Source organism: Mesobacillus sp. QJM3NY_10, from assembly GCF_056173465.1.
Window position 1 is genome coordinate 4,137,727 of sequence record NZ_CM149675.1, and the last position, 26,137, is coordinate 4,163,863.

The 26,137-nt window shown below is 45.6% G+C and carries 27 protein-coding genes and 1 other annotated feature; of the genes, 15 read left to right on the top strand and 12 right to left on the bottom strand.

The window, feature by feature from the left end:
- Positions 1–259 precede the first annotated feature (259 nt).
- The 10 genes from AC0VX7_RS20935 to AC0VX7_RS20980 all read left to right on the top strand — a co-directional run bounded on the left by AC0VX7_RS20935 (position 260) and on the right by AC0VX7_RS20980 (position 8,832).
- Positions 260–1,042 carry an undecaprenyl-diphosphate phosphatase gene (locus AC0VX7_RS20935; RefSeq protein WP_475425735.1) on the top strand — a complete coding sequence of 261 codons (783 nt, stop codon included), beginning with the start codon at positions 260–262 and terminating at the stop codon, positions 1,040–1,042.
- 856 nt (positions 1,043–1,898) lie between these two features.
- On the top strand, positions 1,899–2,813 hold the full coding sequence (locus AC0VX7_RS20940) for a substrate-binding domain-containing protein (RefSeq protein WP_475425736.1): 915 nt from the start codon (positions 1,899–1,901) through the stop codon (positions 2,811–2,813).
- A 3-nt stretch (positions 2,814–2,816) separates the two neighbouring features.
- Positions 2,817–3,665: an ABC transporter substrate-binding protein gene (locus AC0VX7_RS20945; RefSeq protein ID WP_475425737.1), complete on the top strand. Its 849-nt coding sequence runs from the start codon at positions 2,817–2,819 to the stop codon at positions 3,663–3,665.
- A 59-nt stretch (positions 3,666–3,724) separates the two neighbouring features.
- Positions 3,725–4,423 (top strand): ABC transporter permease, encoded by a 699-nt coding sequence (locus AC0VX7_RS20950; protein WP_214906635.1) that lies wholly within the window; start codon positions 3,725–3,727, stop codon positions 4,421–4,423.
- Positions 4,420–5,142 carry an ABC transporter ATP-binding protein gene (locus AC0VX7_RS20955; RefSeq protein WP_475425738.1) on the top strand — a complete coding sequence of 241 codons (723 nt, stop codon included), beginning with the start codon at positions 4,420–4,422 and terminating at the stop codon, positions 5,140–5,142. Before AC0VX7_RS20950 ends, AC0VX7_RS20955 begins: the two co-directional genes overlap by 4 nt.
- 284 nt (positions 5,143–5,426) lie before the next feature.
- Positions 5,427–5,897 (top strand): hypothetical protein, encoded by a 471-nt coding sequence (locus tag AC0VX7_RS20960; protein WP_475425739.1) that lies wholly within the window; start codon positions 5,427–5,429, stop codon positions 5,895–5,897.
- A 90-nt stretch (positions 5,898–5,987) separates the two neighbouring features.
- Positions 5,988–6,740, top strand: a complete 753-nt coding sequence (locus tag AC0VX7_RS20965) for a (S)-benzoin forming benzil reductase (protein WP_475425740.1) — start codon at positions 5,988–5,990, stop codon at positions 6,738–6,740.
- A gap of 99 nt (positions 6,741–6,839) precedes the next feature.
- Entirely contained in the window at positions 6,840–8,189 is a 1,350-nt protein-coding gene (locus AC0VX7_RS20970) for a sensor histidine kinase (RefSeq protein ID WP_475425741.1), read from the top strand.
- 51 nt (positions 8,190–8,240) lie between these two features.
- Positions 8,241–8,537 (top strand): hypothetical protein, encoded by a 297-nt coding sequence (locus tag AC0VX7_RS20975; RefSeq protein ID WP_475425742.1) that lies wholly within the window; start codon positions 8,241–8,243, stop codon positions 8,535–8,537.
- Between the two features lie 139 nt (positions 8,538–8,676).
- The gene (locus AC0VX7_RS20980; protein ID WP_475425743.1) at positions 8,677–8,832 is read left to right on the top strand and encodes a hypothetical protein; all 156 of its coding nucleotides are present in this window, start codon (positions 8,677–8,679) and stop codon (positions 8,830–8,832) included.
- 48 nt (positions 8,833–8,880) lie between these two features.
- On the opposite strand, the gene AC0VX7_RS20985 is transcribed toward AC0VX7_RS20980, so the two are convergent.
- The 4 genes from AC0VX7_RS20985 to AC0VX7_RS21000 form a co-directional block, all read right to left on the bottom strand.
- Positions 8,881–9,072, bottom strand: coding sequence for a hypothetical protein (locus AC0VX7_RS20985; protein ID WP_215030309.1), 192 nt, complete (start codon positions 9,070–9,072; stop codon positions 8,881–8,883).
- 85 nt (positions 9,073–9,157) lie between these two features.
- The gene (locus AC0VX7_RS20990; protein ID WP_475425744.1) at positions 9,158–10,075 is read right to left on the bottom strand and encodes a DUF7916 family protein; all 918 of its coding nucleotides are present in this window, start codon (positions 10,073–10,075) and stop codon (positions 9,158–9,160) included.
- Positions 10,076–10,179: 104 nt separating this feature from the next.
- The gene (gene nagE, locus AC0VX7_RS20995; RefSeq protein WP_475425745.1) at positions 10,180–11,556 is read right to left on the bottom strand and encodes an N-acetylglucosamine-specific PTS transporter subunit IIBC; all 1,377 of its coding nucleotides are present in this window, start codon (positions 11,554–11,556) and stop codon (positions 10,180–10,182) included.
- Between the two features lie 296 nt (positions 11,557–11,852).
- The gene (locus tag AC0VX7_RS21000; RefSeq protein ID WP_475425746.1) at positions 11,853–13,058 is read right to left on the bottom strand and encodes an MASE3 domain-containing protein; all 1,206 of its coding nucleotides are present in this window, start codon (positions 13,056–13,058) and stop codon (positions 11,853–11,855) included.
- A 185-nt stretch (positions 13,059–13,243) separates the two neighbouring features.
- Between AC0VX7_RS21000 and AC0VX7_RS21005 the strand changes: the two genes are divergently transcribed.
- Positions 13,244–14,263, top strand: a complete 1,020-nt coding sequence (locus tag AC0VX7_RS21005; protein ID WP_475425747.1) for a YeiH family protein — start codon at positions 13,244–13,246, stop codon at positions 14,261–14,263.
- A 267-nt stretch (positions 14,264–14,530) separates the two neighbouring features.
- Here AC0VX7_RS21005 and AC0VX7_RS21010 read toward each other — a convergent pair whose 3' ends face one another.
- On the bottom strand, positions 14,531–15,946 hold the full coding sequence (locus AC0VX7_RS21010; protein ID WP_475425748.1) for an FAD-binding oxidoreductase: 1,416 nt from the start codon (positions 15,944–15,946) through the stop codon (positions 14,531–14,533).
- A 40-nt stretch (positions 15,947–15,986) separates the two neighbouring features.
- On the bottom strand, positions 15,987–17,015 hold the full coding sequence (locus AC0VX7_RS21015; RefSeq protein ID WP_475425749.1) for a ThiF family adenylyltransferase: 1,029 nt from the start codon (positions 17,013–17,015) through the stop codon (positions 15,987–15,989).
- Between the two features lie 144 nt (positions 17,016–17,159).
- Between AC0VX7_RS21015 and AC0VX7_RS21020 the strand changes: the two genes are divergently transcribed.
- Complete coding sequence (locus AC0VX7_RS21020; protein ID WP_475425750.1) at positions 17,160–18,995, top strand: aldehyde ferredoxin oxidoreductase family protein; 1,836 nt, start codon at positions 17,160–17,162, stop codon at positions 18,993–18,995.
- Positions 18,996–19,419: 424 nt separating this feature from the next.
- Here the strand turns inward: AC0VX7_RS21020 and AC0VX7_RS21025 are convergent, their stop codons facing one another.
- The 3 genes from AC0VX7_RS21025 to AC0VX7_RS21035 form a co-directional block, all read right to left on the bottom strand.
- Positions 19,420–19,692 (bottom strand): MoaD-like domain-containing protein, encoded by a 273-nt coding sequence (locus AC0VX7_RS21025; RefSeq protein WP_475425751.1) that lies wholly within the window; start codon positions 19,690–19,692, stop codon positions 19,420–19,422.
- 1 nt (position 19,693) lies between these two features.
- Complete coding sequence (locus AC0VX7_RS21030; protein ID WP_475425752.1) at positions 19,694–19,966, bottom strand: ubiquitin-like small modifier protein 1; 273 nt, start codon at positions 19,964–19,966, stop codon at positions 19,694–19,696.
- 84 nt (positions 19,967–20,050) lie between these two features.
- A complete protein-coding gene (locus AC0VX7_RS21035) occupies positions 20,051–20,929 on the bottom strand; it encodes a selenium metabolism-associated LysR family transcriptional regulator (protein ID WP_475425753.1) in 879 nt (292 codons plus the stop codon).
- A 408-nt stretch (positions 20,930–21,337) separates the two neighbouring features.
- Positions 21,338–21,581 (top strand) — a binding site (T-box leader).
- Between the two features lie 95 nt (positions 21,582–21,676).
- Here AC0VX7_RS21035 and brnQ point away from each other — a divergent pair.
- Positions 21,677–23,008, top strand: coding sequence for a branched-chain amino acid transport system II carrier protein (brnQ, locus tag AC0VX7_RS21040; protein ID WP_475425754.1), 1,332 nt, complete (start codon positions 21,677–21,679; stop codon positions 23,006–23,008).
- A 47-nt stretch (positions 23,009–23,055) separates the two neighbouring features.
- Here the strand turns inward: brnQ and AC0VX7_RS21045 are convergent, their stop codons facing one another.
- Together AC0VX7_RS21045 and AC0VX7_RS21050 are read right to left on the bottom strand one after the other, a co-directional pair.
- Entirely contained in the window at positions 23,056–23,592 is a 537-nt protein-coding gene (locus AC0VX7_RS21045) for a GNAT family N-acetyltransferase (RefSeq protein ID WP_475425755.1), read from the bottom strand.
- A 346-nt stretch (positions 23,593–23,938) separates the two neighbouring features.
- Positions 23,939–24,367, bottom strand: a complete 429-nt coding sequence (locus AC0VX7_RS21050) for a cell wall hydrolase (protein ID WP_475425756.1) — start codon at positions 24,365–24,367, stop codon at positions 23,939–23,941.
- A 184-nt stretch (positions 24,368–24,551) separates the two neighbouring features.
- Between AC0VX7_RS21050 and AC0VX7_RS21055 the strand changes: the two genes are divergently transcribed.
- Positions 24,552–25,103 carry a DUF6944 family repetitive protein gene (locus tag AC0VX7_RS21055; RefSeq protein WP_475425757.1) on the top strand — a complete coding sequence of 184 codons (552 nt, stop codon included), beginning with the start codon at positions 24,552–24,554 and terminating at the stop codon, positions 25,101–25,103.
- 91 nt (positions 25,104–25,194) lie between these two features.
- Entirely contained in the window at positions 25,195–25,461 is a 267-nt protein-coding gene (locus AC0VX7_RS21060) for a DUF2188 domain-containing protein (protein WP_475425758.1), read from the top strand.
- 90 nt (positions 25,462–25,551) lie between these two features.
- Here AC0VX7_RS21060 and AC0VX7_RS21065 read toward each other — a convergent pair whose 3' ends face one another.
- Positions 25,552–26,115, bottom strand: a complete 564-nt coding sequence (locus AC0VX7_RS21065; protein ID WP_475425759.1) for an FAD-dependent oxidoreductase — start codon at positions 26,113–26,115, stop codon at positions 25,552–25,554.
- Between the last annotated feature and the right edge of the window lie 22 nt (positions 26,116–26,137).

A 26,137-nucleotide genomic window follows, 5' to 3' on the forward strand; every position in this document is an offset into this window, starting at 1 on the left:
TTGTGTCCGCCATGACCCTGATGACGGACAGTTTTTCCGCTTTTTCCGGGATTTGTGTCCGTCATGACCCTGATGACGGACAATTTCTCCGCTTTTTCTAGGATTTGTGTCCGTCATGACCCTAATGACGGACAATTTCTCCGCTTTTTCTAGAATTTGTGTCCGTCATACAGTCCGCTGGAAATTTTGCGTGCATAGAGATGGGACATGTTTCATAGCTTTGTAAGGGACAAAGTCTTTGAAAAAGTGGGGATTCTGTATGCTATCAAAAATTGAAGCTTTCTTTCTTGGAATTATCCAGGGGCTGACGGAGTTTTTGCCGATCAGCAGTACCGGACACCTTTATCTGGGCAGGAATTTATTCGGTCTTGAAGAGGCCGGCCTGCTGCTCGACACGATGCTTCATGTGGGTACGCTGCTGGCGGTATTTGTGTTTTATAGATATGAATTCATCAAGATATTGAAAAATCCGTTTGGGAAGCTGACCTTCCTCCTTGTTGTCGGTACGCTGCCGGCTGTCGTTGTCGGATTGCTGTTTGAGGATTACTTTGATGAGATATCCAAAACTGGCGTGACGATTGGCTGGGAATTCCTGATTACCGGTACCTTGATGTGGTTCGCTGATTCGATCAAAAACGGCCGCAAAAGGATGGAAGATATCAGCTATACCGATGCGCTGGTGATTGGCAGCTTCCAGGCGGCAGCAATTTTTCCGGCGATTTCCCGATCCGGCTTGACGATTGTCGCGGCGCTTTGGCGTAAGCTAGACCGCGAGACTGCGGCCTACTTCTCCTTCCTGTTGTCGACACCAGCGATTCTAGGGGCAATCGTCCTTCAAGGTAAAGATCTTTTCAGCGGCGGAAGTGAGACGATTTCGATTCAGGCACTGTTGATTGGCATCATTTCAGCAGCGATTTTCGGTTATATCGCCGTAAAATGGATGATTGGCTATTTGAAAAATCATTCTTTAAAGCCTTTTGCGATTTATGTGTGGCTAATGGGGCTTGTTGTTCTGTATTTTCAGTTTACTGGGCAGTTCTAGAACTGGTGAATGGTAAAAATCTCATTTGATTGGCGATATTCTTAATTATAAAGGCAAAATTCGTTTTGTGTGGCGGTTAATCACAGCTTTATAAGTTTGTTTTGCGAGGCTTCAAAACTTTATTGGCGATAATTTGATTTTATTGGCGGAGTTCACAATTTTATTGGCGATAATTTCGTTTTATTGGCGATTTCGACTACTTTATTGGCGAAAATCCAGATTTATTGGCGAACTGGAAATTTCGGTCGATTTTTTCCAGTTCTCCCGCAAAAAATGCACACCATCCTCAAATGGTGTGCATTTTTACATTTATCAGCAGCCGCCGTCTCCGCCCATCAGGACCAGACCTTCACGATACTCGTCATATTCAAGCGCCATACCTTCAGTATAGTCGACGATATTGGATTCAATTGCGACTTGGATTTCATTGATTACTGTTACATGATCATCTTCTTCCGGCTCCTCCAGAGCCAGGCCAATCTGCGGGCCTCCTCAGCCAAAGCCGCCGAAGTAGACGCGGATACCTGCTGCGTTGCGCTCAGCGAGGATTTCTTTTAAAATGTCGCGCGCTTTATCTGAAATCTGCATTCTCCCTGTTCCTTTCTACATCAATTCTGTCTAATGCTTAGTTTACCATGGTATCTATAAGAAATACACAATACTGCCCGGAGTATTTTGCGAAGGTTATATTTGGAAAACAACGGCAGTGTATTGGCAATTCTCTACCTAAAATGTGAACATTTTTCGATAATCTCACAATAAAACTAAACAAAACACAACAAAACTTAACGAAAACTATACCTTTCTATCTAATATTTTATTATATTTAGTTTAGTAAGAAAAGGAGGGAATCTCTTTGCAAATTTATACTCCTGACGAAATTGCGGCCATGCTGAAAATTTCAAAGCATACCGTCTATGAATTGATTAAACGTGGTGACCTGTCTGCTTTTAAAGTAGGCAATAAAATGCGTGTTGAAGAAAGTGAGTTTGAAAGATATAAAACCAGTATGTCCGCAATTCCAGCCAGAACCAAGGAATCAAAGGCGCTGCATACTTTGCAGCTGGCGGGCAGCCATGATTTCCTTGTTGAACACCTTGTTAAGTACATAGCTTCAGAGGGATCGGGACTTTCGATCACCCCCTCCTACATCGGAAGCCTAGAAGGGTTGATGATGCTTTATCGTGGCAGCGCTGACATCGCCGCTGTTCATTTGCTGGATCCGGCATCGCAACAGTACAATCTTCCCTTCATCCGCCAATTGTTTGTCCATGAGCCAATAACGGTGATGAGACTTGCATCCCGGGAACAGGGCTTGATCGTTGCAAAAGGTAATCCAAAGAACATCACCGGAGTTAAAGACCTGGCAAGAAGTGATATCACGATCATAAATCGCCAAAAAGGAGCCGGGACCCGTTTCCTGCTCGATTCCTTTCTAGCTAATGAAAAACTTGAGCCATCAGCTGTAAAGGGATATGCAAATGAGGAATGGACTCACCTGGGTGCGGCAGCACATATCAGCAGACGAACAGCAGATGCTGCTATCGGAATCAGATGCGCGGCGAGCCAGCTAGGATTGGATTTCATCCCGCTGACAAAAGAACAGTTTGATCTCGTGTTCCGCTGGACTCCTGAAAATAAAGGAGCACTGCAGCACTTGGTCGACCTGATTCAGCTTACCAATTTTAAAGAAAGCATCGCAGACCTCGATGGCTATGATGCTGAAGATTTCGGAAAAATCATTTATGGAAACCACTTATCGGAGGCATAGAACATGAAACTCAAGCCATTGCTTTCTTTTATGATTTTACTCATGCTTGCTATCGTTACCGGTTGTTCCGATTCATCTACTAAGGAAACTTCCGTAAAAGAGGGAAAAACGGACCTGATTCTCGCGACGACAACGAGCACCCAGGACAGTGGATTGCTCGATGTCCTTCGTCCTGAATTTGAGGAGAAGCATAATTATAATCTTAAAATCATTGCTGTAGGTACAGGCCAGGCTCTTGAAATGGCAACGCGCGGCGAAGCGGATGTCCTTCTTGTTCACGCACCGGCAGCAGAGGAGGAATTGGTAGCAAGCGGTGATGCCAGCAACCGCCAAAAAGTCATGTACAATGATTTCATCGTTGTCGGACCTGCAGAAGATCCGGCTGAAGTAAAAGGGGTATCAGTTCCAGAGGCATTGAAGAAAATCACCGATTCCAAAGAAGCTTTTGTTTCACGTGCCGATGATTCCGGTACTCATAAAAAGGAACTTGAGCTTTGGAAGAAAGCTTCCCTTGACCCGAAAGCTCTTGGAGAAGCATATATGGAGGCTGGACAAGGCATGGGCTCGACACTCCAGATTGCTGCAGAAAAAAAAGGCTATACTTTGACAGACCGCGCTACTTTCCTTGCGCAGAAGAAAAACATGCCTGAAACTGAAATTTTAGTAGAAGATGACGAAAGTCTGCTGAACATCTACCACGTCATGCAGGTCAACAACGAAAAGCATAAAAAAGTGAACGCAGAGGGCGCAAAAGCATTTGTGGAATTCATGATTGCGGAAGACACAGAGAAATTGATTAAAGAATTCGGTGTAGACGAATACGGTGAGCCTCTTTTCTTCCTATTCGAATAATTTAAGTAGTGTATAATTTCACCATGCGGAAAATTTTTAAAAAGAAAGCCTGATTGCATATGGAACTTTTACTAGAAGGATTAAAAAAAGCCATAGAAATGATTCTCTCGGGTGACCCGGAGATTCTCGAGATCACCCTGCTGACTCTCAAGGTGTCGATCACTGCTGTCTTGATCAGCACATTGATCGGCATCCCGGCCGGCATGTTTCTTGGACTTGCCCGCTTTCCGGGAAGGAAGTTCATCCTTGCCATCGTCAATATCGGCATGGGTCTCCCTCCTGTCGTCGCCGGTCTATGGATCACTCTTTTCCTTTGGCGTTCAGGGCCGCTTGGCGATTTAGCCTGGCTTTATACACCAACAGCCATCATCATGGCACAGATCTTAGTGTCACTGCCGATTGTTACCGCGCTTACAAGCACAGCATTCCAGCAGATCAACCCTAAATTGATCCTTCAGGTGAAGGCACTTGGCGCCACAAAGCTGCAGCTGTACTGGATATTGACGAAAGAGGTCAAGCTTGCCATCCTTGCAGCCATCATCGCCGGATTCGGACGGGTCATTGCAGAGGTCGGCGCGGCAATGATGGTCGGCGGCAATATCAGCGGCGAAACCCGGATTTTGACGACCTCGATCGTTATGGAGGTTTCGAAAGGCAACTTTGACATCGCCCTTGCGCTTTCGTTTATCCTGATGACGCTGGCATTCATCATTACATTCAGCTTAACTTACTTACAGCAAAGGAAGCGGAGTCTATGATCACTGCAAAAAATCTAGAAGTGAGAGCCGGCAAAAAAGTTCTTCTTTCCATCCCCCACTTTGAGCTTCAAGAGGGTGAAGTGCTCGGGATCATGGGCCCGAACGGTGCTGGAAAAAGTACGTTCATCAAGGCGCTGGCTCTCCTGGAAAAGCCATCACAGGGTACGATTTTTCTGAGAGGCAAGGACATTACGAATGACTTGACGCTGGATATGCGCAGAAGATTCGCTGTCGCGATGCAGCAGCCGCTTCTCCTTGATACAACAGTCTTCCAAAACGTCGCGGTCGGCTTAAAGCTTCGCAAGCTGCCCCGACAAGAAGTGAAACAAAAGGTCGCCTACTGGCTGGAAAAATTCCAAATCAGCTCTCTTGCGAAAAAGCATGCCGCGCACTTATCCGGCGGAGAAGCACAGCGAGTCAATCTGGCAAGGGCAATGGTGCTTGAGCCTGAGGTGCTGTTTCTGGATGAGCCCTTCTCAGCCCTTGACTTCCCGACCAAAGTCCAGTTATTGAAGGATATCAAGAACATCATCCAGCAGACAAACACGACGACTGTTTTTGTCAGCCACGATCTTATGGAATTGAAGTTCCTCGCAGATACGCTGGCAATCCTGATGGATGGGGAACTGAAGCAGACCGGTCCCACAGAAGAAGTGCTGGCATCCCCCAATTCTTCCACCTCCGGGTTCATCAACGATTGGCAGAGCCTATTAAATTGATTTGCTGCAAGCATGGCCCACGCCATGCTTTTTTTCAACCAAAAAAAGGATTCCTCCACAATCTGTCAAATATTATTCTATAACGCTCTTTTCTCAAACCTTGTTGCTATTTGACTACAAAATAGGATTTCATGACCAATTTTTCTTCGTAAAGTTGACGCTCTTATGAGAAAAGAGCATGCAAACTTAGTACCGACCTGCAAAACGTTAAAATCGCTTTAGGATTTTAACAACAATCTAACGAAAACAGCCTTCTATAAAAAGATTTAAAGGAGACTTCTGAGATGGAAATCAATATGGATTTTACGACACATAAGAAAATGGCAATGGACTTGTTCAACCTGACCTGGGATTTGATTGAGAAAACTGACCGGAGTGAAAATGACGATGATATGATGCTCTATGCGGCAAATGCCTCTCGCTACCATTGGAGTGTTGTCGGCACTCCGCTGAACTTTGCCCGAGGTGAATGGCAGATTTCAAGAGTCTATGCGATACTTGGAAGAAGCGAGGCCGCCCTCCATCATGCCAGGAAATCATTAAGTCTTTGCACTGAGCATCAGCTTGGGGATTTTGACCTCGCATTCGCTTATGAAGCAATGGCACGCGCGAATAATGTTGCCGACGATTCTGCCGAACAGGAAAAATATCTATCATTGGCGCTGCAAACGGCTGAAAAAGTGGTACAGGAAGACAATAAGAACTGGCTTTTGAAAAATATTACATCAGTCAGCACCGGGGCGATTCCAGTCTGATCGTGAAAAATAATTGTTACTAGTCTGGATTAAGCTATTTTGCGAACCCAGAGGTTGATCATAAAAGCCTTACATAAAGGAGTGTCTGAAATGAAATACGCCATCATCACAGGTGCATCGAGGGGACTTGGGGCATCTGCCGCACAGCAAATGCTGGCAGAAGGAATTCATGTGATTTCCGTTTCCCGAAAAGAAAACAGCAGTTTAAAGCAGGCTGCGGAAAAATCCGGAGCCGGATATACCCATCACAGCTGCAACCTTAGCTCTGATGTCCAGGTCCAAAGTGTATTCACTGCGATTGCAGCTGATGTTTTTAAAAATGCGGAAGCCGTCTATGTCATTAATAATGCCGGAGTCATCGAACCGATCGATGTGGCCGGGGAGCTTGATGCGTCTTTAGTCCAGACGAATGTACAGGTGAATCTGACGGCACCAATCCTGATCAGCAATTTATTTTTACAAAAAGCAAAAGAAACCGGCACCAGAGTCATCATCGCGAATGTAACCTCCGGGGCTGGCGAGCGGCCAATCCAGGGATGGAGCATTTATTGCAGCACAAAAGCTGCTGTCAACATGTTCACGATGACCGCCGGCCTGGAGCTTGAGAACAACGGAAGCAGCAGCAAGGTCATCGCCTTCAGCCCAGGCTTGATGGATACTGATATGCAGGTGACAATCCGCTCTTCATCAGAAGAAGCATTCGCCGATGTGGATACCTTCAGGAATTACAAAGAAAGCGGCAGTCTTCGTAGCCCCGATACTGTTGCTGGAGCGCTTGTAAAATTGGTATTAGGTGATAACCTTGAAAATGGAATGATTTATAAGGTGAATGATTTGTTATGATAAAAAAGGCGAAGGAGCACTGCTTCTTCGCTTTTCTGCTCTGTTTTTGGATACTTTTTTAGTATGATGGACCTAAGATGGATCATAGGAGTGGCATAAATGGATCGGATCTCTTTTAAAATTGGGGTTGTTTTTTTCATAACGATATTGCTGGTTGAAGGTGTGTTATTCTACTACCTGCACTCTTCTATCATCCATTCTAGGATCGACGAGGAGCTTGCTTCCCTGCAAACGCGCGGCAATAACCATCGTGATATTCTGGAAACTTCCTATTCCCAGGAAACCATCCACCATATCACGACAATGGAATCAAAGACGGACACCCATGTCATTATCACGGATCAAACAGGTGTGATCATTTCTTCTTCCATACCGACGGATGACTCGATGCAGGACATCATTACAGAAACGCCAGGAGATATTCCGCGATCTGGGTTGATTTTAGAAGATGACTGGCAGGACAAGCAATATATTGCGTCGGTAAGCCCCCTGGAGAACGACGGTGCTGTTTATATGTTCAAGAATACCCAGCGGGTCCAGAGCCTGATTACCAAGCTGAACAAGCACTTCTGGCTTGCCGGAATCCTGCTGTTGACATCAATGGCTGTGATTACCCTTTTCCTTTCCAGATTCATTACTAAGCCAGTTATTAAGATGAATGAAGCGACTTCAAAAATCCGCCAGGGCGACTATTCTGTCACTCTGCCCCGTCGCGGAAACGATGAATTGGGCGAACTGGCTGAATCAATTCAGGTGCTTGCTGATGACCTAAGCCACATGAAAAGGCAGCGGAATGAGTTCCTCGCGAGCATTTCACATGAATTGCGGACACCGCTCACGTATATAAAAGGGTATGCGGACATCGCCGGTAAGCCGGGAATAGCCTCTGAGGACAGAAGCCAATATCTGCAAATCATCCATGAAGAGGCAACCAAGCTTTCTGGTCTGGTAAAAGGGTTATTTGACCTCGCAAAAATGGATGAGAACACTTTTACCATCGAAAAAGAACGTTTGGAACTCTGTACATTCATGCGTGGAATTCACTCGAGGATGGCACCATCTTTTACCGAAAAAAATATGACGCTTAATTTTGCCTGTCACGGGGAAGTCTATATCGAGGCTGACCCGGTCCGCTTTGAACAAATTCTCATTAATTTGCTGGATAATGCCAGAAAGTATTCAGAAGAAGGAACTACGACCACAATGAAGGTTTTCAAAAAGGATGGATATATCCATATCACCGTCATCGATGAAGGAAAAGGCATCCCTGATGAAGACCAGGCGTGGGTTTTTGACCGCTTTTACCGGGTCGATAAGTCACGGTCGAAAGCTTTGGGAGGTTCAGGGCTCGGACTTGCGATCGTAAAGGAGCTAGTAGAAGCGCATGGCGGAAAAATCACCCTGCGCAGCGAGCTAGGCAAGGGAACTACATTCGAAATAATTCTTTGAGTGGTTTTAAATGTCTGAAACATGGAATACATAACTAGAGGGGTGATGTCATTGAAACGAGTTAATTCGTTAGTGGAAATTGTTGAAGCTGTGAAGAAAGAACGCAATGGCAATAAAGTCTTGCTCAATCAGCATGAAACCTCACGCTCCGCTGTCACTTTGGGTGACGAAGACACAGAATCCGGCACAAGGCTGCATGTGAAGGCTGTGCTGAATGATTCCCTTTATTACTCAGAGGTATTTACGGATGACACGCTGTATGAGGAAGCGAACGGGTTGATCCAGGAGTTGAAAGGTCTCGCCGAGGTTGAGTTAGTGAGCGAGGAAGAGATTGACCAGTTAGTATAAGATTGAGTTTTAAAGGGCAGCTGAGTGCAAGCTGTCCTTTTTTATTGAGTTAACTGAACCTCAGTTTAAAATGTTTTTACATATTGCCACCCTACTATCGGGAAAACTAGCTTAGTACTCACTATAAGGAGGGCTTGCAATGACGAAAAAGTTCAATAAAGGCAGTAAAAATCAAAACTCCCCAAAGCTCGGTAACCAGATGGCCGAGTTTTCCGGTGAATTGACGAGCGGGGACAACAGCAAGGGAAACAAACACAACAAAGACCAAAGCGATAAAACAGACCGTCATCAATAGGCTTCTGGGATCTGACAAAAGGAAAAGCCGGCAAACAATTGCCGGCTTTTAGTCCATATCAGTCAAGATGGCTGTCTGATTATTCAGGTTAGCAGGATCTACCCCATTGCTTTCGTTTTCATCATAAAAAGCGTCCTGGAGCTTCATGTTCGCTTCCGCTGTTTCCATTTGTTCCTGCTCAGAACCTTGATTGACAGGCTTTGCTTTTGGATCGATATTGACAAACTTGTCCTTTTCCATGTTGTATCCCTCCTCAAGTTAGTATCAGCGTTAGGCTTTACTTTTACCCGGATTATGGCTGAGACCAACTTGAAAAATCAGGAATTCATCTTCTGACAGAGGCTGCCATCCGGACATAAGTATGCCGTTTGCCTCGTACGACAATCGAATAGGCCATTATGTTCTCAGGAGAAGCGATGCCCGCTGCCCCGGCGTCTCCGATATGGTAGAGGTCAGCACCGGCCATCTTGCTGTTCAGAGCGATTTGTTTGATTGTTTGTTCATCCGCCCCCTCCTGGCTTGTTCCAGTCGTTAAAATGGCGAGGGCTCCTTTTTGGTGGACAAGCTCAACCAGCTTCGCCGTCTTTTCAACCGTAAAACCCGGCACAGTGCCCGGAGACGGAATCAGGATGATGTCCGCACCAGCCTCGACAAACCTATGCAAGGTTTCTTCCGTCATCATTGAGCTTCCCGTCTCACCGGCCACACCTGCGCCATGCATTTTGCCAGCAATGATCAATCCGTCTGGACCGAATGCTGCCCGGGCTTTTTCAATTGCTTTGGTAATCTCGGCATTCGTCACACCTGTTTTTGGGTTGCCTGTCAGGCAGACGAAATCGAAGCCAAGCTCCTTCGCTCTTTTAAGTGCAGCATCGGTAGCCATCCTTCCTTCAGGAAGCTGCTGCAGTGCCTCAAGCTTGTCCGCCTGGAGGTCGACCGGCTCAAGGTTCAGGCCAACAGGACGGCCAACCAGCTTCTTTAATTGGCGGACTACTTCAGACGGCTCTGCTTCCGGCAAGCTCTCGATAGAAGGATTCATCACATCGAAGAAGTTCAGCAGGATAAGATCTGCTCCAAATGCCGCTGCCAGTTCCGCATTCGTCACTGCCGGATAAAGCGGCGAGAATGCCCCGATGACCTCAGATAAAATCGTCCGTCCCTCCGAAGCGATGATCGCCTTTTTCAAATCCTGTCCCGTCATTTGTTCAAAATCAGATGCTGTGCAATCCAGTAGACGTTTCATGAATAACCCTCCATTTATGTATAGGTTCTATTTCACCAATTTCTCCATATAGATAGCCTGTGAAAAAAAGACCTGGCGGTGATTTACCGCCAAGTCTGTCATCTTTATTTTCGCTTCATTTCATTCGACAAGAATTCTACATCGGTTCCAACAATGACTTGAAGGTCTGTTTTATTAAGCTTTAACACACCTTTAGCTCCAAGGCGCTTAAGTTCCGCTTCATTTACTTTTGCCATATCCTCTACTTTTAAACGAAGGCGGGTTACGCAATTGTCCAGTTCCTTAAGATTGCTTTTGCCGCCTAATGCTGCAAGATAATGGTCTGCAAGCTCTGCGTAGTTGCCTCTTGAAGCACCGCTTTCCGAAAACTCGCCCTCAACTTCGTCTTCACGTCCTGGTGTCTTGAGGTCAAGCTTGATGATCAGGAAGTAGAAAATGACGAAATACAGCACTGCGTACACGAGGCCGACACCGAGCAGCAGCAATGGCTTTTGGGCGATTCCGTAGTTCAGCACATAGTCAATTGCACCGGCTGAGAATCCGAATCCATGGTGGATATCGAGCATATAGGTAATCGACATGGCCAGACCAGTCAATACAGCATGAATCCCATAAAGGACTGGAGACAGGAACATGAACAAGAATTCGATTGGCTCTGTGATCCCTGTCAGGAATGATGTGAAGGCTAAACCGATAAGCGCTCCTGCAGTAGCCTTCTTGCGTTCCTTTTTCGCTGCGGCAATCATCGCGAATGCTGCAGCTGGAAGACCGAACATCATGACTGGGAAGAAACCGTTCATAAAAATGCCGGCTTTAGGGTCGCCTGCGAAGAAACGGTTCAGGTCACCTTTTACAATATCCCCTGCTGCATTCGTAAATTCACCAAATTCAAACCAGACAAGCGTGTTCAGTACATGGTGAAGGCCCATTGGAATCAATAAACGGTTCAGGAAACCGAATACACCTACTCCAACTGCACCCGCACCGACAATCCATTCACCGACACTGTTAATGCCTGTCTGGATTGGCGGCCAAACATAGCCGAAAATACCGGCTAAAACAATCATCACCAATGAAGTGATGATCGGGACGAAACGTTTGCCGCCGAAGAAGCCCAGCCAGTCCGGCAGCTTAATATCATGAAAACGGTTGTAGAGCAAACCGGCGATTACCCCGGATAAAATCCCGCCAAGCACCGCCATATTGATGCTTTCATTGACAGCACCTGCACCCTTAGTCAAAACAAAATAGCCTATTGCACCAGCGAGCCCAGCAGCACCGTGGCCATCCTTCGAAATACCAACTGCCACACCGATCGCGAACAATAATGCAAGGTTAGCAAAAATCGCGTCACCTGCCGCAGAAATAAAAGCAATATCCAATAAATCCGGCTGCCCGAGACGCAGCAATAACGCAGCTGCAGGTAAAACAGCGATTGGAAGCATCAAAGCCTTCCCGATTCTTTGTAAAAATCCTAGCACGTTCAACACCTCTTCCGTTATGATTGTAAATGCTTACATTTTTCAAAAACATTGTAGAAATTTGTAAACATACACCCAGTTTAACACTTCGACTCCCTAAATAACATCCTGAAAAAATACTATTTTTAATATTTTGACTTTAGAAGATTGAGCGCTCCCTTCTTGAGGTCGTCACCCTTTAAATCGGACAGGGCTGATACTTATAGCTTATTCGCCTTTTATTATAAAATTCCTTTCGGCAGTGGTAGGCAATGGCGAAACAAAAAAACCTGCATTTCTGCAGGTTTGATCAAAGCTTACAAAGCATTTGCCTTCGTACTTCTGGAACAGCGGTCCAGCCGTGAATACTTGACGATCCCCATAACGGCTCCGGCTATCTCCACTACCTCGCCATTGGTCATAACAGGCATGAGCGATATCGCATACGTTTGTCCGCCAATTTCAATTTCAAAGACAATCTTCTCATTATTTTTCCAGACACAGTCATAGTACCTTTCAATTCTCCCCGCCTTATCGGGCAGGAATTCACCGAGGGTCTTGCCATTAATCTCATTCGGGGTGAAGCCAAGATCCTTCAGCAGCCCGCCGCCAACAATGTGGTGGATGAAGTCATCGCCCTGTTTTGACAGCTTGAAAATGATTCCATAATGGTTCTGAATCATCTCCTCACTCTGCCGCCACATTTTTTCATGAGGATCCTTCAGAAAGCTGTCGTCCGCAATCGTCGAGAAGTAGAACCCCCTCATGATAAAAAAGTAGCCAAGCGCCTTGTACAGATGACCAGTGAAATTGTCGATATCATAAACACTCTGGTAAATGGTGAAAACGAGTTCTGACAAAAACAGAAACGTGAATGCCAACGCTACATACAGATGCTGACCCTTCTTGCCTTCATTGTAAAAGTAAAGCGAAATGACAATGGAGATGAAGTGCAGGAAACTGACACCGTATTCTATGAGGTTTTTTAACATGGTTGTCCCTTTGCCTTCAATGACGAGCAGCGGAAGGCTCTGTTCATACCTGAAAATCACGAACATAATGACTCCGATAACCGCCGTGCAAACTGCCAGACAGATGCGCCTCGGATCCTGCTGTAGCTTCCGTTCGGGCAGAACGAGTACCAGCACGATCAATAATGACTCAATGCTGCGGGCCGAAACCCAGAACCATGTTGCCTTCGCGATGGAACTTTCCGTTATAAAAAAGGGCATTCCCTGGAATGTGAGTGTATGCAATAAATCGAGCATTCCGACGATGAAAAACAAAAAGCTCAGCATCAGGATTTTTCTGGACTGCGAGAAGCTGAACGCTTTCCAGCCATATGAGAAAATCGAAAAGGAAACGGCAATACTGAAAAATTCCAAAATCGTATGAATGGCAATATAATTTTCAGGGTTCAAATAGGACGAAAGGTCAGCATGATAGAGATGGATCACCATCAAAAGCATGACCGCAGCTACAATGTATACAAGAAACCTTCCCTCCGACATGCTCTTCTCCATTTTGCTCACCTGCTTAGGGAGGATATAGTTACCTTTATTATAAGCACCATCCAATATCCCTGCTCAGCTTACATATATCCGTTTTGTGAATATTGACAATTCAGGATAGATACACATATGGGTTTTGCTATTTTTCTTTTATTCGGTAAAGTGTTAGTTAGATAGATTTGAAGGACGTGTAATAAATGAAAATAAATGATCTACTCCCTCGTTTTACCGTGCCCGTCATTAAGGGTATTTTACTAACTCTGGCGCTCGCGCTGGCTGCCCGGTTGATTGCTGGCCTGCCATTCTTTTCGATCATGGGCCAGCTTGTCATTGCCATCATGCTGGGAATGATCTGGCGTGCGTCTGCCGGAGTGAACGGCGGTCTGTTGGAAGGTGCTTCTTATTCCAGCAAAAAGCTGCTCCGTCTCGGAATCATATTGCTTGGATTCAGGCTGAATCTGTTTGATATTTACAATGCCGGATCGACGGTATTTTTAATCGCATTTGCGAATCTGGCGTTTGCCCTTGTCGTCGTCTATGGATTGAGCCGCCTTTTTAAGGTGGAGAAAAGGCTTGGCATTCTGACGGCCTGCGGGACAGCGATTTGCGGTGCAGCCGCAGTTGTCGCCATCGCACCAGTCATCAAGGCCAATGAAAAAGAAACCGCTGTGGGTGCAGCAAATGTTGCGGTGCTCGGAACGATTTTCACGATTCTTTATACCTTGATCTTCTCGTATCTTGACTTGAAAGCACTTGAATATGGTGTTTTTGCGGGTGGAACCCTGCATGAAATCGCCCATGTCGTCGCTGCGGCCGACCCGGCTGGACAGGCTGCCCTCGACCTCGCCATTATCGTAAAATTGACCAGGGTAGCACTGCTTGTTCCGGTTGCTATTTTAATAGGATTCCTTATCCAGCGAAAGGAAAGCGGTGACGCCGAACAAAAAATGACGCTGTCTACCCTTCCGATTCCCTGGTTCATTCTTGGTTTCCTTGCGGTGAGTGCTTTCAATACGACAGGAGTTGTCAGCGATGGTGCTGCGTCTGCCATCGTCAGCCTCGCCTATTTGCTCATCGGCATGGCAATGGCTGGACTTGGATTGAATGTCGACTTTAAATCATTCAAGCAAATGGGCGGCAAAGCATTGTCGGCAGGACTTGCTGGTTCTGTGCTGCTTTCGGTGTTTGGGTATTTATTAGTCCGATTTTTTGTTTAGGGAATAGTGTAACAAGGCTCATTAAACATTAATTAATTGATGAGTTTCTAGGAAGGCAATGGATTTCCCACCAAATTGGAAAAAGTAGTGATTTCCTTTTAAATCGTAGTGATTAGCTCCAAAAACGTAGTGATTTCCTTCTAAATCGTAGTGATTAGCTCTAAAAACGGAGTGATTTCCTTCTAAATCGTAGTGATGGCTGCGATTTAGATCGTGTTCTCCTCCCAAACATCAAATAAAGCTGCCAAATCGGCAGCTTTATTTATCTTAATCTATAAAAATCTTCCCTGGATTCAAAATTCCGTTCGGGTCGAGTGTCTTCTTGATGGATTTCATCACTTCATACGCAGCGCCATGCTCAAGACGCTGGTATTTTGCCTTTCCGAGGCCTACGCCATGTTCTCCAGTACAGGTGCCGCCGCGCTTCAGTGCGTAGTGGACGATTTCTTCATTGATCCGTTCGCCTTCTTTTACCTCTTCAGGGTTTTCTTTGTCCATCAGCAGTAAAACGTGATAATTACCATCTCCGACATGGCCGACGATCGAGCCTTCAATCGAAGAAGCATCGATCAATTCACGGGTATGGAGGATTGCGCCCGTCAGCTCAGAAACCGGGACACTGACATCTGTCAGCATGATGCTTTTCTTGCCGGCTGTGTGCTTATAGGCGTAAAGCAGATTATGCCTTGCTTCCCAAAGCTGATTGCGTGCTTTAGAGTCGGCCTCGAATTGGAAGTTGTAGCATTCGTGGTCCTTCAAAATTTCTGTAGCAAACTCAACATCCTGGGCCAGTCCTGCTTCGTTGCCGTGGAATTCCATGAACAGTGTCGTGCTTTCTTCGTAATTTGTTTCCATGTATTCATTCACTTTTTTCACCGACTCTGCATCGACGAACTCAATCCGGGCCACCGGAATGCCGCCGGCTAAAATGCCAACCACGGCGTCGACGGCATTTTTAACAGAAGGAAATACTGCCCTTGCTGCCGTAATCGCTTCCGGAATGCCGTATACTTTCAGCGTAAGTTCAGTGATGACTCCAAGCGTTCCTTCCGAGCCGACAAACATGCCGTTCAGGTGGATGCCTGATGAAGATTTAGCGGCAAGGCTGCCTGTATGGATGATGTCTCCGTTCGCAAGCACAACTTCAAGGTCCCTGACCTGATCGCGCATGATGCCGTAGCGGACAGAGGTCGTGCCGCTCGCATTCGTTGCCGCCATGCCGCCAAGCGTCGCATCTGCACCTGGGTCAACGGTGAAAAATAAGCCATACTTCTTCAGCTCTTTATTCAGAACCGACCTCGTTACGCCAGGCTGGACTTTTACGAGAAAGTCACTTTCCTTCACCTCGACGATTGCATTCATCTGTGAAAGGTCAAGCGAGATCCCGCCATTCACCGGGATGACATGTCCTTCCAGACTCGTTCCCAATCCGAATGGCACAACAGGAATTTTCCGTTCGTTCGCAAATTTTAGTACCTTGCTGACGTCCTCTTTATTCCGCGGGAATACAACAACATCCGGCAGGCGTGGTTCGTGATAAGACTCATCCCGGCCGTGAAGTTCCAAAATTGTTTCATTCATAGTTACAAGCTCTTCACCTATAACACTCTTCAACTCATCTATGTAGCCTGCCAATTTAATCTCCCCTTCAATAAAAAAGTTATGAACCTGGGTATCTCGCATATTAGGATTTTTCTTTAACCTATCGTACCTTGAATGAGCATTACGAACCAAGGTATCTAGCATAATATGATTTTGCTTTTACCGTATCATTTGTACCGTGGACTAGTACCCGCCCATCCTGAAAAATGACCATTGTGATTTCATCATCCGGGATGAAGCGCAGCAAAAATGGATTGCCTTTTACCTCGCCATTATTTTTCAGGCGGACAGCGAGCTTCTCCAGATCCTGTTTCGTTTTTTGCCTTGGGTTAATCTGGATGGTGTTGCGGCCGCATAGAGATGCATAGTTAATTTGCTGGTCGGATGACCGGTCCAAGAATTCGTATTGATGGTGGACACATGCCGGGCATTCTGGATTGCGCCCCTGGCTGACGTCCATTTGCAAAAAGGAGTTGTACCAGATATCCATCTGTTCAAGATTCGGGTTCGACTCTGCCCCTACGAGGAGCTTGATTGCCTCGACGGCTTCGAAGGATCCAATGATATCCGTAATCGGCGAAAGCACACCGATACTATCGCATGTCTCTCCCAGTCCAGCAGGAACCGATGGGAATAAACACCGATAGCAAGGGGTCTCCCCCGGTTTGATAGCGGCAAACATCCCACGTGAGCTGACAGCTCCCCCATAAACCCACGGAATGCCATGTTTGACGGCAACATCATTTATGAGATAACGGGCCATAAAATTATCGGTTCCATCGACGATCACATCAAAGCCTGCAAGCAGATCCTCTGCGTTGTCGAGCGTTAAGTCTGCGATGACCGGCTCTACTTTTACCTCCGAATTGATCTTTTTCAATTTTTTTTCAGCGGCAATGACCTTCGGAAGGTTCTCGCGCGCATCGTCCTCATCATAGAGAGTCTGGCGCTGAAGGTTGGAAAGCTCCACCAGGTCACGGTCTATGATGCGGACTTGCCCGACACCTGACCTGACCAGATGATTCGAGATCACCGTACCCAGCGCGCCCATGCCGACGATGACGGCAGAGCTTTTCAATAGTTTCTCCTGGCCTCCACTTCCAATTGGCTGGAATAAAATCTGCCTTGAATAACGCTCCAAATCTTTCATCCATATCCCCTCATTTCTATTTCATTATATCTTTAAATAAAGCTTTTTTTTAGGCTGAATTTTCACTATACTTAATAATAAGAGGAAATAGGCCTCTTGTATTATTTTTTATCCATACTAAATGAAAGAGGTGGATTAGTTAAGATGAATTTTGGGGGATTTAAAAACAAAGAAGTACTAGTTGACTTGTCAAATGGCACTGTCGATTACAGAGGCATCAATGAAGACGACGTGAAAAAGTATGTCGGCGGCCGCGGTCTTGGGGTTAAGTATGTTCTTGACAACGGACCTGAAGTAGAGCCTCTATCTGAAGAAAACATTCTATGCATCATGACTGGCCCTGTAACAGGTTCACGTTCATCGATGAGCGGACGTCTAGCAGTCGTGACGAAGTCTCCATTGACTGGCACGGTTACTGACTCGCACATGGGTGGATGGACAGCTGCTCGTCTGAAGTGGGCTGGAATCGACAACGTCATTTTCAAAGGCAAGAGCGACAAGCCTGTGTACCTTTATATTGAAGACGGCAAGGCAGAGATCCGCGACGCTTCTCAATTGTGGGGATTGAGCACGCGCGCGACTGTACAGTCTTTAAAAGATGCACATGGCGAAGAAAATTTAAGCGTCATGACAATCGGCCAGGCTGGCGAAAACGGCGTACGTTTTGCTGGTTTCATGAACGAGCATGACCGTTCTGCAGGACGTGGCGGTACTGGTGCGGTTGCAGGTTACAAGAAATTGAAAGCAATCGTCATCAAAGCTGCACAAAAAGGCAACATGCCTGAGCCGGCACAAAAAGATGATTACAACCAAGCTAACAAGAAAGCGGTTAAAGCAATTCTTGAAGGCGGCCTGACTGCTCCAAACAAAGGCGGATTATCCGTATATGGAACAAACGTCCTTACCAACTTGATCAATGAAGTGGGAGCGCTTCCAACGCGCAACTCTCAATTGACACACTGGGATGAAGCAGAAAAGCATTCCGGCGAGTGGGTTAACGAGCATCTGCTTGTTGCCAACAACACATGCCACGCTTGTCCGGTTGGCTGTAAAATTGAAGTTGAAGTTAAAGAAGGCAAATATAAGACTCGCGTAGAGAGCTTTGAGTTCGAATCTGCATGGGCACTTGGTGCGAACAGCGGACTGAGCGACTCTGAAGCAATCGCATACTTAATCGACATCTGTAACGAATACGGTATGGATACAATCGAGCTTGGTCACGCCATCTCTGTGACAATGGAAGCCTATGAAAAAGGCATCGTTGACGAGAAGCTTGATTGGGGCGACGCTGACGGCATGATTGAAATCGCTCGCAAAATCGCATTCCGTGAAGGCTTCGGCGGCATCCTTGCTGAAGGTCCTGCACGCGCGACTGCTGCATGGGGCGTTCCTGAACTGTCTATGTCCGTTAAAGGCCAATCTATCCCAGCTTACGATCCACGCGGTATCCAGGGTATCGGCCTTGGCTATGCGACAAGTAACCGTGGTGCCTGCCACCTTCGCGGCTACACAATCGCATCTGAAATCGCTGGAATTCCTGAGCCAACAGACCGTACAGTAGCAGAAGGCAAAGCTGAGCTTCTGAATGTATTCCAGAACCTGCTTTCATTCTCTGACTCTATGAATATCTGTAAGTTCTCTTCTTTCTCTGAAAATGCAGAGCACTATGCTGAGCAATACAGCACAATGACTGGCATCCCAATGACAGCTGATGATGTCATGCTTGCAGGGGAAAGAATCTATAACCTAGAGCGTTACTACAACAACCTAGCCGGCTTCAACAAGCGCGAGGACGACTTCCTTCCAAAACGCTTTACTGAAGAAGGCGCTTCAGGTAACAGTGAAGGACTAGTTTCACGCATGGATATCATGCTTGATGACTACTACAATGTCCGCGGCTGGAAAGATGGCGTTGTTACAGAAGAAAAACTTCGCGAACTAGGCATCATTGGCGAAGAAACAACTCCAGCTACTAAGTAAGTTTAATATTTTTGAAGAAAGCCAGGCGATTTTGCCTGGTTTTTTTGTGGCCTCTTTTTAATTGGATAATAGCGATTGATACTACCTTGGATAAGGCAGCTTTTTAGCGGATGGAGGCAACTTGGTCGAAATAATTGGAAATGTGGTCGAATTATTTTAAAATCCGCCAAATAAATTTGAAATGTGGTCGAATTATCTTGAAATTCGCCAATAAAATTCTAAATGTGGTCGATATTTTCTAAAGCGGTCTTCTTTGAGTTATAAATTCCCTTTCCTATTAGCGTGTTAAACGAACACTAAGCGGAAAATTCACAATTTCAGCTGAAAATTAAAGGTTTCAGCTGAAAATAATAGCTTTCAAACTAAAAATAGTATTTTCAAGCTAAAAATAAAAGGCTCCGGCAATAATCCGCCGAAACCTTCGCTACCCGCCTACCCGGGTTGTTTTATAACGGTAATTTTTAATCAGTTGCTCGAGCGCTTCCAGACTTTCCGCGGCAAAACGGATATGTACAGCATTGACGATGAATGTTTTTGTAAAAGCAAGCTCATCCTCGCTTAAAATCTCCGCTCTCCAGTTCTCTGCTTCATACATAAACGGGAAGGAATCGGTCACGAGCCTTCCGCCCAGTTCTTCAAAATACATGCCAAGATGTGCCCTGTTGATTCCGCGAAATTCTAGTATTCTATCAACCATATCAGCCACCGGCAACCGGAGGAAACAGCGCGAATTGGTCGCTTTCTTTTACATGTGTTTCAAGTTCATTGTCATGGACGATGTTACGGCCATTGATATAGACATGTACAAATGGCTTGAGCGTCTTCTCTTCTGTATAAATTTCTTCGTGTAATTCCGGGAACATTTCGCACATTTTATCAAGTACATCCATTACCCGGTCTCCATCAGGCTTCACTTCGACGGTCACGCCTCCGCAAATCTCCCTAAGATTAGCAAATACCTTAACCTGCATTACAAACGCCCCTTTCTCCTTAATGTAATAATAAATTGAAAAATGAAAAATGTCATTATCTCTTTCAGTCCGGATCCTTCACTCTTAATCGACTATCTCTGAAAACTGTCTGATAATCGGCCGATTTTCAGCATCTGAATGAGTCACGAGATAGAATTCCCGCTCGTATGGTTCGAAAGTATCGACGATTTTAATGCGGCCAGCTCTTTCTGCAGGCATAGCCGCCAGCCTGGAGATAAAACTGATGCCCAGCCCTGCTTCAACTGCAGCGATGACGGATTCCGTACTTCCGATCGATACGGCAACTTTCAAATCTTCAAGCGACAGCCCTTTTTCGGCTAAGTAACGCTCCATCATTTTGCGTGTGCCCGATCCTTCTTCACGGAGGACGAAATCATATTGTTGTAGTTGCGAAAAATCTGCTGATGCCGTGTGGATTAATGGATGATCTTCTGGCGTGACCAAAACAAGGGAATCGACGGCAACCGGATTGCTTTTCAACAATCGGGATTCGACCTTCATACCGATGATCGCTGCATCAATCTGGTGGTTTTGCAGTTTTTCAAGGACCTTTTTCGAATCTCCAATTTCGATTTTGACATCCACCTTTGGAAAAAGGCTACGGAAATTTTTAACCCAGACGGGAAGCAAATAGGTTCCTGGTATGGTACTCGCACCAATTGTCAGTGTGCCTGTCAAGGTTCCCTGGAATTCTCCGAGTTCACCCTCCATCATCCTCCACCGATTAGCAATATCCTTTGCCGCTGTATAAACAAGCATTCCTGCAGGCGTTGGCCTGATTCCTGCCGCTCCCCTGTCAAGCAGTTCAAATCCTAGCTCATCTTCAAGGCTTTTGATTTTCAGGCTGACAGAAGGCTGAGAGCTTTTCAGCGCGGCCGCTGCTTCGGAAAAACTATTCTTTTCGACGACCATTATCAATGCTTCTAGCTTTTTCAGATTCATGCATTTCTCCAATTCCAGACATATTATATAATCCAATATTAATACGAATTGCCCTGATATGGACAATAAATTTTAGTTAAAAAGATTTTATTAGACATTTTAGGGGATGGCTGGCATCAAAGTGTCTATTAAACAGTATTTCTTAGACATTTTACTTCGTGACAGCTATCAAAATGTCTATTAAACAGCACTTCTTAGACATTTTGGAGAGTAACGGACGTCAAAATGTCTATTAAACAGCACTTCTTAGACATTTCTAAGAAAACGGGCTTTAAAGTGTCTATTATGCATGGTCACATAAACATTCCAATGGTATCGGGCTTAAAATGAAAAACTTTCCTTGGCTAATAGTATTGACATATTATTATCTGAATATTAATATAGTTCTTGTCAATATATTTTACAATAATAAAATCGATGACGAGAACACGTCCTTTATGGAACCTGATCCCCAGAGAGCCGGTGATTTGCTGCAAACCGGTGTTCAGATTATAGAGGAACATCATCTCTGAGATGCAGAGCTGAAACCTAGACGTAGTAAGCTTTTGCCGGCTTGTCCGCCGTTAAATGGAACACGTATGATGGTACGTTGATGAGAGCCGCATGTTTATGCGGAATCAGGGTGGTAACGCGAGCACAACTCGTCCCTAGTATAGGGGCGAGTTTTTTTGTTTTTCATTTCATAACATTCCGTTCCAAATTTCCTATACTCTCAGTGCCAAACATTATTTTAGGAGGAGAAAAAGGATGGGAAGCTTAAGGGGTAAAGAAACACTCACAATCGGTCTGATGTTATTTGCATTATTCTTTGGAGCAGGGAATCTGATTTTCCCGCCGTTCCTGGGGCAGGAAGCTGGAGCGAATTTTTGGCCAGCGATGCTTGGTTTTGTTGTAACCGGTGTTGGACTGCCGTTATTGACTGTTGTTGTCATTTCAATGGCTAAGGATGGGATAAAAGAAATCGGTTCTAGGGTACACCCAGTTTTTGCGATCGTTTTCAGCGCTGCAGTTTATTTGTCGATTGGGCCTTTCTTTGGAATTCCAAGAAGCGCCAATGTTGCTTTTGAAATGTCCGTTAAGCCCTTGCTTGGGGAATCCGGAACAAATTCGATAGTACTTTTACTGTTTACATTAGCCTTTTTCGCACTAGTTTACTGGGTTACGTTAAACCCTTCAAAAATGGTTGAGCGGATTGGCAGCATCCTGACGCCTGTTTTGCTTGCAGCCATCGTCCTGCTCGTGATTGGCAGCTTTTTAAAAATGGATGGATCGTTTGGAGAAGTATCTGAAAAGTACGCGGCAGCGCCATTTGCTACGGGTTTCCTTGAAGGGTACCTGACAATGGATACAATCGCTGCACTGGCATTTGGTATCATTGTGGTCGGAGCTATCCAGCAGAAAAAAGCGCTGGAACGCAAGCAAGTTGTAAGAGAAACATTGAAAGCGGGCATTATCGCTGGCATCGGATTAGCTTTTGTATATGTAACTGTCGGCCTTCTTGGTGCTAAAATGGCCTCGGTTGGCGAATATGAAAATGGCGGTGCGATTTTAACAGAATCCGCAAAGCTGATGTTCGGGGCACCTGGCATGCTGCTGCTCGGCTTGATTGTAACGCTTGCCTGCTTTACAACCGCAGTTGGCCTTGTAGCGGCGACAAGCCAATTTTTCGCCAAGATGATGCCAAAGGTTCCTTATAAAACTTACACACTCGTTGTAACAGTGGTCAGCTTATTAATTGCCAATCTTGGCCTTAACCAGATCATTTCGATTTCAGTTCCAGTTCTGATCGTTCTTTATCCGATTACTATCGTGCTTGTCATCCTATCCTTCCTGGACCGTTTCTTCAAGGGATTACGTGGAGTATATGTCGGGGCCGTGTTTGCAACCACACTTGTTAGCGTAGTTGACGGATTGAAGACATTCGGAGTTGAGTCTGAAGCACTGGCATCACTTTTAAAATCACTGCCGCTTTATGCGGAGGGATTAGGCTGGCTTCTGCCTGCGCTAGTTGGCGCACTTGCCGGTTGGGCTTTTGACAAGCTGATATCGTCTAAAGCGTTAAAGACAGCTTCAGAGTAAATGAAATGACTAGGACCGGGCATGAAGATGCCCGGTCCACTATTTTTTTAGATTTCTTCCCACTCTGACCGTAGGATTCCCATATTGATTCGATCATAAATTTTGCCATCGCGATGGACGCCTTGTCTGATCCTGCCTTCAATCTGAAAGCCTGCTTTTTGATAAGCACGAATTCCCCGCTCATTATACTCAATGACATCAAGGCCAACGCGATTCAAGTTCAGTTCATGGAATGCATAGCGCAGGATGAGCTGCAATGCTTCGGATCCGTATCCTTTACCACGATCATTGGCATTGCCGATGCCCATTGCAAGCATTCCTGACCTGTTATTCCATTCGATGCTGTGGATGACGATAAATCCAATCAGCCTATCATCCTCGATAGTCCTTAAGCGGAAATAAAAGCTATTAGAACCAAGATCACCCTCACCTTCAAAATGTTCAACAGGGCGCGGTATCGCAATATCTGTGTCCACATTTCTCAAGTACTCCGGATCTTCATCCCAGGAAGCGATGATTTCTGTATCCCCTTCCCTTTTAGCTGTAAGCTTTAGCGTTTGTCCACGAAAAAGATTTGTTGTCATTATATTTTCTCCTATTCTAGTATTAATTTCACCTCTTCATCTGAAAAAAACAAGTTATATGTACGCAATATTCTATCCCCTTTAAGTTTGATATTTCCATCTTATGGTTTCCGGGGGTTTTAGGCAATAAAAACTTTTGTTGTGGATGGAGCCCCGACAATAACGCCACGTCCTGTGGCTGTCGGGTCTGCCCGTCATGTGCCTCAGAGGGCAGACCAGTGAAGTCGTTCTTTGACTTCATTGGCAGGACCGAAGCGACTCGAGGGGCTAAGCGCTGAGCTGGATTAAGATGATTTTCTGGATAATAAAAAAGACTGCCTGGTTTAAAACCAGACAGTCCAGCTATTTAAAAGGTGTTATAAATATTCGCACACTCTTCACCTGTTGGCTCATAAAAACAATGAAGCTTAAATCGGCCGACATGCGGCTGATTGTACCATGTTGGCGGACAATCCCCTGGCGGACGGAAATACCATAGGCTATACTTTGACGGCCATACCCTTTCTCCCTTAAGTGCACGCCTCGCGAGTCTCTTTTCAGATTCTCTTGCCCGCTGATAAAAATAACCCTTTTGTGTTGCTTCAAAAGCATGTTCCTGATAAATCATCTGCGGCACGGTCCTTAACCCCTTAAAATCAGAACAGTTCGCACGTATCCGGTTAATCCCTACATTTCCTACCATCAGCATTCCCTGTTGCCCTTCACCCTCAGCCTCTGCTCTCAACAATCGCGCCAGCAGATCGACATCAGCCTCCGTATGCTTAACTACTGCCATGGCATAACCTCCACCATCGGATTCTCCGTTCATAGGTGAATAACCCACTTGTTTCCAGGGCTAAACTCCTTCACTTCTAATCCTATTATTCAAGAGCTTGGGCTATACGGATTTCTGATTCTTTTGCATAACGTATTGCATTTGAACTGTATAAGATGATATCAGGACGAAGGCGGCGATAATCATGGAAAATGAGCGAAAGGAACTTTTTGGCGCGTGGATTCAGGCATCCGGAACCACTCTTGCGGCAATTGGAAGCACCCCTTTCAAGAATTTTACCGAAGTCCAGCTGACCAGCTTTAACCTGTGGGGAAACGAGCTTCAGGCTTTGGGTAATGCATTGGTAGCGGATAGTGAAGTTCATTTCACAATGGAAAAAATCGGGAACCAGATCCAGGCTGCAGGCAATATTACCGTAATCGCGGGCATTATCCTTCCTGTGGATGATGTCACGGGACAAAGACTCGATATCAAGGGAAATTTGATGCAGGCGCTTGGAGGCAGTGCTGCCCTTTCAGATACATTAGAAGAGGAACAGTCAGTTGAATCCCTCTACAATATATATGGAAACCTGCTTCAAATTATCGGGAACTCGATGCAAGCAATTGCTGGCATCATCGAACTTCGAGGTCAGGAAGGCAATAAAATCAATACCGCCGGAAGCTGGATTCAGGCTGCTGGCTCCGTAATTCAGGCGATTGGTACCACCAAAGATTATCTGGATGAAACTGGTTAGAAAGCAGAAATATTCTTGTTTCCTACAAAATTCCAAGGGTAAATTTATAATACCTTTTAAAGGTATTCCAGCAATCGAGGAGGTAATATACATGGCAAAGAATAATGATAACGGAATGGAACGCGAAGATTATTTCGAGGACCGCGCAGGAACGGATAATGCTAGATTCCACGCTGTTCCCCATGATGAAGAAGGCTGGGCTGTCAAAAGAGAAGGACAGGATGATCCCGAACTTACTACTGACTCAAGATCCGAGGCAGTGAGCGAAGCGAAACGATTGGCTGAAGAGGCTGGCACGATGGCCTACATCCATGATGGTGATGGAAAGATTAAGGAACAGTTTAAATATAACAATTAGCGGACCGTCATAATTACTCAAATGGAAAATGTCCCTAACAACCTATTAAAACAACCAAAGCCTTGCAGATCGCTGCAAGGCTTTTTACTATTAAGCTTTTAAAACGTCATGATCGACATAACGCTCGCCGTTCAGATCACTGATCACGTTGATGGCAACCTTCGCGCCGTCACCAGCTGTGATGATTGTATGCATGCTTACGCCTGCGCATGTGCCTGCAGCCCAAACGCCTTCAACATTTGTTTTACCAGCAGCATCGACATCAAAAATCGTCTTGATTCTTGGCTCTGTGCCGTCTTTTGTTGCAATACCAGATGCTTCAGCTACATCAGTCATCATGCCTGACGCGATGATGACATGCTTTGCTTCATACTCGGCGTTTTCCGTTACAACTTTAACGCCGCTGTCAGTTTTACTGACAGATGTCACTGTTGTTTCAACGAATTCAGCACCGTGTTTTTTGGCTTGATTGATGCCAGTTTCAACTAAGTCAGGACCTGCGATTTCAGGAGCGCCGTAGTGGTTCTCCATCCAGGCACGCTTCGTTACGCTTTTATTGTTATCCAGCACGATTGTTTTTTTGCCAGCCTTTGCTGCGAAAATCGCTGCGCTTCCCCCTGCAGGGCCTGCTCCGATAATTGCTACATCATACATAGGAAAATTCCTCCTTTTCTTT